The organism is Chryseobacterium populi, assembly GCF_000282115.1.
Lineage (GTDB): Bacteria > Bacteroidota > Bacteroidia > Flavobacteriales > Weeksellaceae > Chryseobacterium > Chryseobacterium populi.
The window spans coordinates 201,547-207,546 of the sequence record NZ_AKJY01000012.1; the positions used below are offsets into that span (position 1 = coordinate 201,547).

General features: G+C 35.3%; 5 protein-coding genes. 2 read left to right on the top strand and 3 right to left on the bottom strand.

The window, feature by feature from the left end; genetic code table 11:
* Positions 1 to 20 precede the first annotated feature (20 nt).
* From PMI13_RS04195 to ppk1, 3 genes are all read right to left on the bottom strand, one after another.
* Complete coding sequence (locus tag PMI13_RS04195) at positions 21 to 674, bottom strand: NAD-dependent epimerase/dehydratase family protein (protein ID WP_007841010.1); 654 nt, start codon at positions 672 to 674, stop codon at positions 21 to 23.
* Between the two features lie 248 nt (positions 675 to 922).
* On the bottom strand, positions 923 to 1,807 hold the full coding sequence (locus PMI13_RS04200; RefSeq protein ID WP_007841011.1) for a Ppx/GppA phosphatase family protein: 885 nt from the start codon (positions 1,805 to 1,807) through the stop codon (positions 923 to 925).
* Positions 1,804 to 3,876, bottom strand: coding sequence for a polyphosphate kinase 1 (ppk1, locus tag PMI13_RS04205; RefSeq protein ID WP_007841012.1), 2,073 nt, complete (start codon positions 3,874 to 3,876; stop codon positions 1,804 to 1,806). Before ppk1 ends, PMI13_RS04200 begins: the two co-directional genes overlap by 4 nt.
* A gap of 319 nt (positions 3,877 to 4,195) precedes the next feature.
* On the opposite strand from ppk1, the gene PMI13_RS04210 reads away from it, so the two are divergent.
* Both PMI13_RS04210 and PMI13_RS04215 read left to right on the top strand, forming a co-directional pair.
* Complete coding sequence (locus PMI13_RS04210; protein WP_007841013.1) at positions 4,196 to 5,212, top strand: DUF1028 domain-containing protein; 1,017 nt, start codon at positions 4,196 to 4,198, stop codon at positions 5,210 to 5,212.
* Positions 5,213 to 5,449: 237 nt separating this feature from the next.
* Positions 5,450 to 6,000, top strand: a 551-nt coding sequence (locus PMI13_RS04215) for a DUF1028 domain-containing protein (protein WP_007841017.1), incomplete at its 3' end; no start/stop codon positions are given.

Consider the following 6,000-nt stretch of genomic DNA (forward strand, 5'->3'; position numbering starts at 1 on the left):
AATTCTTTTTAGCATTTCTTTCATTTGGACAGATTTTTAATATCACGAATTTCTAATGTTGAGGTTGGGTATCCCTTCTGTACAGCATGCACCATGGCTTTTCCTACTTCATGTAAGGTAAGTGACTGGGACGGCAAAAGTACCGGAAACAACCAGATAAAAGGCTTGAAAAACCATTTTACATTGGTTTGACCATCCACAGGCTTCATAAAACCGGGACGGAAATTGTAGGCTGCTTTAAAGTTTAATTTCTTTAAGGCATTTTCGGTTCTTCCCTTTACTCTTGCCCACATGGTTTTTCCACTTTCCGTGCTATCGGTATGAGATCCTGAAACATAGTTAAAAACCATTCCCGGGTTTTGGTTTAAAACAGCTTTTGCAAAATGAAGGGTCGTATCGTAGGTAACCTTAGTATAATCCTCTTCATTCATTCCCACACTGCTGATCCCGGCACAAAAAAAGCAGGCATCATACCCTTTCAGGTGGTCATCATCAATAGCTATGTTTAAGAAGTCTGAAACAATATATTCTTTCAGTTTAGCATGTTTTTTTCCTGAAGGTTTTCTGCTTATACTTAAAATTTCAGAAACATCAGGATTTTCAAGACATTCCATTAAAACACCTTCGCCTACCATGCCGGTTGCCCCTGTAAGAATTACTTTGATCGAGTTCATTTTTTTACGGTTATATTTTGATGACGATTGGTTCTTTAAATTTACTTTAAAATATTTTATGAAAAAAAATAAATTTAATTATTCGTAATAATATTTAATATTTGGTTCATATTCTTTAACAAAGAAAATCGTACTATCCTGATTGAGGTTAACGATTTTTGCTAAAAATGATAAACTGTTTCGGGTGATGATAGAAATAAAAAACCGATTGCAAAGGCAACCGGTTTATATATTTTAGCTTTTTAAAACTATTTCTTATGGCGCAGCTGATTGTATATATTATGGATAAGACCATCGGCCACGGAGATTTTAGGAACGAATATTTTATTGATGTCAGACCATGACATGACATTATTGAAAATTTTTAAAGCAGGAACCAATACATCTGCACGGTCTTCTCTTAAATTATACCTGGTCATTCTTTCTTCTACGCTAAGGTCGTTAAATTCCTTATGTGTTTTCTTAAGATGAGCTAAAGACATCGGCCTGCCATCCTTGGTTTTGCTCATTGAAAACACCTTATTGATATTTCCTCCGGATCCGATGGCTACAATTGGTCTTTTACTGACGATATGGTTTTTTATTTCCTCCTTCATTTCCTTCCAGTTGTCAACGGTCACCAGGTTATTCAGCAGACGGATCGTACCGATATTAAATGATTTTTCATACATCATTTTACCGTTTTCATAGAATGTAAGCTCTGTAGAACCTCCTCCTACATCAATATACAGATAGGCAAATTCTTTATCAAGACCTTCCGCCACATGGTTTTCGTATACTAAAGTAGCTTCTTCATCCCCTGAAATAATCTCAATGTCAATACCGGATAGCTCTTTTACTTCCTTAATAATATGCTGGCCGTTTTCAGCATCACGCATTGCACTTGTAGCACAGGCTCTGTAATGATCTACCTTATAAATTTTCATTAAATCACTGAAGATTTTCATGGAATCAATGACCATTTTCTCTCTTTCCTCACCGATTTTTCCGAGCGTGAATACATCCATTCCCAATCTCAGGGGAATCCTCAGGAGGTTAAGTTTAATGAATTCGGGCTGTTTATTATTTATTCTGACTTCATTAATTAAAAGTCGGGCGGCATTGCTTCCTATATCTATAGCTGCAATCTTCATTTTACATTTGTTTTAGCTTTTAAATATTTATACGTTTCTATCTGAGAGCGGCAGTCATCCTTGTCATTTTTTATATATTCATTGCTTAGTTTTTTATCTAAAATTCGGGCTTTTACATTATCTCTAAGCTGAATATCAATAATATCCTTTAATTCTTTTTTCAGGTTTTTATCTGTAATCTTTGCAGCAGCTTCAATTCTGTAATCAAGGTTTCTGGTCATCCAGTCTGCAGAAGAAATATACATGTCTTCAGCTCCTTTATTATAAAAATACATTACCCTGGCGTGTTCCAGATATTCATCAACAATACTGATGGCTTTTATTTTTTCTTTAAACTCTTTCTGGTTCACCACACAGTAGATCCCCCTTACAATCATTCTTACCGATACTCCGGCATTGGCGGCCTCATACAATTTAATAATTAAAGCACGGTCACTTACCGAGTTGGCTTTTATGATGATCTCTGCTTTTTTTCCTGCTTTGGCTTCCTCAATTTCTTTATCGATGTGATGTACAATCTTTTCACGCATAAATTGAGGGCAAACTAATAAATTTTTACAAGTTTTCAAAATCGGAAGATAATCTTCTTTCGGTTTCTTTAATACGTTAAAAATTTTATTAATGTCTGCCATGATATGTCGATCGGCAGTCATCAGTAAATGATCACCATAAATTCTTGCTGTTTTTTCATTGAAATTCCCGGTACTTACAAAGCCGTACTGAATTGTTTTATTGTGGGCCCTTTTCTTGATAACACAAAGTTTTGCATGCACTTTTTTATCAGGGATACCGACGAGAACTGTAATTCCTTCTGGTTCCAGCATTTCTTTCCAGTTCAGATTGGATTCTTCATCGAATCTCGCCTGAAGTTCAAGCATTACAGTTACCTCTTTGCCATTTCTTGCTGCATAGATCAATGCATTGATGATCTTCGAACTGCTTGCTAAACGGTAAGCCGTAATCTGAATAGATTTTACATCCGGGTCCATTGCTGCTTCACGGAGAAGGTCGATCACCGGATTGTATTTATGGTAAGGAAATGTTAGCAGCACGTCATTTTTTAAAATAACATCGGTCACCCTTTCGCCATGTTCAAAAGCCTGATGAGTGAAAGAAGTTCTTTCCACAGGTCTTTCATATTTCTCAAAAACATCCGGGAAATCCATAAAATGCTTAAAATTATGAATTTTTCCACCGGGGATGATGCTGTCTTTCTTGGTCAAATTAAGCTTACGGATCAATAATTCCAGTAAAGCTTTATCCATATCCTTATCAAAAACGAACCTGGTAGGCTTTCCTTTTCTTCTGTTTTTAAGCCCTTTTTCAATCTTCTCTGCGAAGTTGGTCCGGATATCATTATCCAGGTCCAGCTCAGCATCTTTTGTTACTTTGAAAGCGTTGGCTGCAAATTCGTCATATCCGAAATAAGAGAAGATATGCGGTAGATTAAACGTAATAACGTCTTCCAGCAGCATTACATTTTTTTCTTCCGGATCTTCAGTAGGAAGAAGCACAAATCTTCCTACAAATCGTGATGGGATCTCAATGATTGCATAATTGCTCTGGTATTGCCAGTCTTTTTTCCGCATGGCTACTCCTAGATAAAGACTTTTATCCCTTAAATAGGGCATTGAGGTGTTTTCGTGAAGTAAGATCGGGATAACATTGGATTCCACGATTTCATCAAAATATTTTCTGACAAACTCTTTCTGTTTCGTCGTCAGATTTTTTGAAGTTTTAATGAAAACTTTGTGATCAGACATTTCGTTCTGGATTTTTTTCCAGGTTTTATCAAAATTCTGCTGATGCCTGATGACAATTTCATTGATCCGCTGTAATATTTTTGAAGGAGGTTGATAAAAGGATTCTGCAATTACTTTTTCCTTAAAATCCATGGCGCGTTTTAATCCGGCAACACGTACTCTGAAAAATTCATCTAAATTATTAGAGAAAATCCCGAGAAAACGGATTCTTAAGTGCAAAGGTACTTTCTCGTCCATTGCTTCCTGTAAAACCCTTTCATTAAAAGCAAGCCATGTAATATCTCTCGGATTAAAATGTAATGACATATTGGTATGTAAAATTTATCAAAAATAATCATTCAGAAGGTTTTTGCCTCTATTTTTAAGGTTAAACTTTAATTAATTTTTACAGGATCTGTCAATGTATTTTGTAGTAAGTTTTGTCTGGATTTTTGTTGAAAAGATTAAATTATCTGAAATTAATTATCAAATAATACGCGATTGATTGATTTTTTTTTAACATGTTAACTAATTGATTAACAGTTGCTGATTATTTTTAATCAGTTATTTGTTGTTTAGGAAATCTGTATATATTTGTAAGGAACGAGATGAAAAATATATTTTTAATTTACTAAAAACACACAATATGAAAAAACTTTTATTAGGATTATTGCTTTTTACCCATTTATTATCTTATGCCCAGGATACATTTTCTATTGTTGCGGTAGATCCTGTAACGGGGGAAGTGGGAAGTGCAGGAGCTTCGTGTTTAGATTTATTTAGTTTCTTTTTTTCTTCCTACCAAGCAGATTTTATAGGTGATGTTATTCCGGGAAAAGGGGCAATTAATACCCAGGCATATCATGAGGATACCAACCAGGATAATGCGCGTACGAGAATGCTTGCGGGAGATAATGCCGCTCAGATAATCAATTGGCTGGTTAATAATGATGTTTATTCTGATCCACAAAAACGTCAATATGGTATTGCTGCTATCACTAATGGAGTAGTGAATGTAAAGGGGTATACAGGTACAGCGACGGATGATTATAAAAATCATATTGAAGGACCAACATATGTTGTTCAGGGAAATATTTTACTGGGAAAGAAAGTATTGGATTCTATGGAAGCAAGGTTTAAAAGGCAGCAGGGCAGTCTGGCCTGTAAATTAATGGCAGCAATGCAGGGTGCAAAAATGGTAGGCGCAGACACCCGATGTGCTACAAACGGGACTTCTTCACTTTTTGCATTTCTGAAAGTTGCTAAACCTACAGATGCTTATGGATCACCCTCCTTACTTTTAAAAGTGAAAACCCATGATGATGATGGTGTGGAACCTATCGATTTATTGCAGACACAATTTAATAATTCCAGTGCAAGTTCTGCATGCGGTGGTACCTTAGCTGTAAACTCTGTTGATAAAGTGAATTATGCTGTAGATATTTATCCCAATCCGTCTTCTGCAAATGTAAAAATTGTTCACAGCAGTAAGGTGAAAGAACTGTCATATGATATAAAAGATATGGCTGGAAATATCGTACAAAAAGGAAAGTTGAAAGACAATATTTCAGTAGTTGATATAAGGGATTTATTATCAGGAGTCTACTTTTTAATTCTCAATGACGGAAAAACATCGGTTACCAAAAAGATAATTAAAGAATAAGATATTAAAGACAGAATGAATAAAGGCTTTACATATTATATTGTAAGGTAATTCAGAAGGTTTTTGCATTTATTTGAAATTAATTATTAAATAATATACTATTAGCTGATTTTTTAACATTTTAACTAATTGATTAATAGTTGTGATTATTTTAACCAGTTATTTGTCGTTTAAGAGGTATGTATTTGTGAAAAACGAGAAAAACATACATTTTTAATTTTACTAAAAAAACACAATATGAAAAAACTTTTATTAGGATTATTGCTTTTTACCCATTTATTATCTTATGCCCAGGATACATTTTCTATTGTTGCGGTAGATCCTGTAACGGGGGAAGTGGGAAGTGCAGGAGCTTCTTGTGTAGATTTATTTGGTTTATTTTCTCCTGGTGATGAAGCAGATTTTTTAAGTCAGCTTGTTCCAGGAAAAGGCGCAATTAATACCCAGGCAACTTATAACTCTACCAATCAGGATAACGCGCGTACGAGAATGCTGGCGGGAGATAATGCCGCTCAGATAATCAATTGGCTGGTTAATCATGATGCTGGTTTTGGTCCGGCAGATCGTCAGTATGGTATTGCTGCTATCAATAATGGAGTAGCAAATACAAAAGGGTATACAGGTACAGCGACGGAGGATTATAAAAACCATGTTGAAGGGCCAACATATGTTGTTCAGGGAAATATTTTACTGGGACAGAAGGTATTGGATTCTATGGAAGCAAGATTCAACAGGCAGCAGGGCAGTCTGGCCTGTAAATTAATGGCAGCAATGCAGGGTGCAAAAAT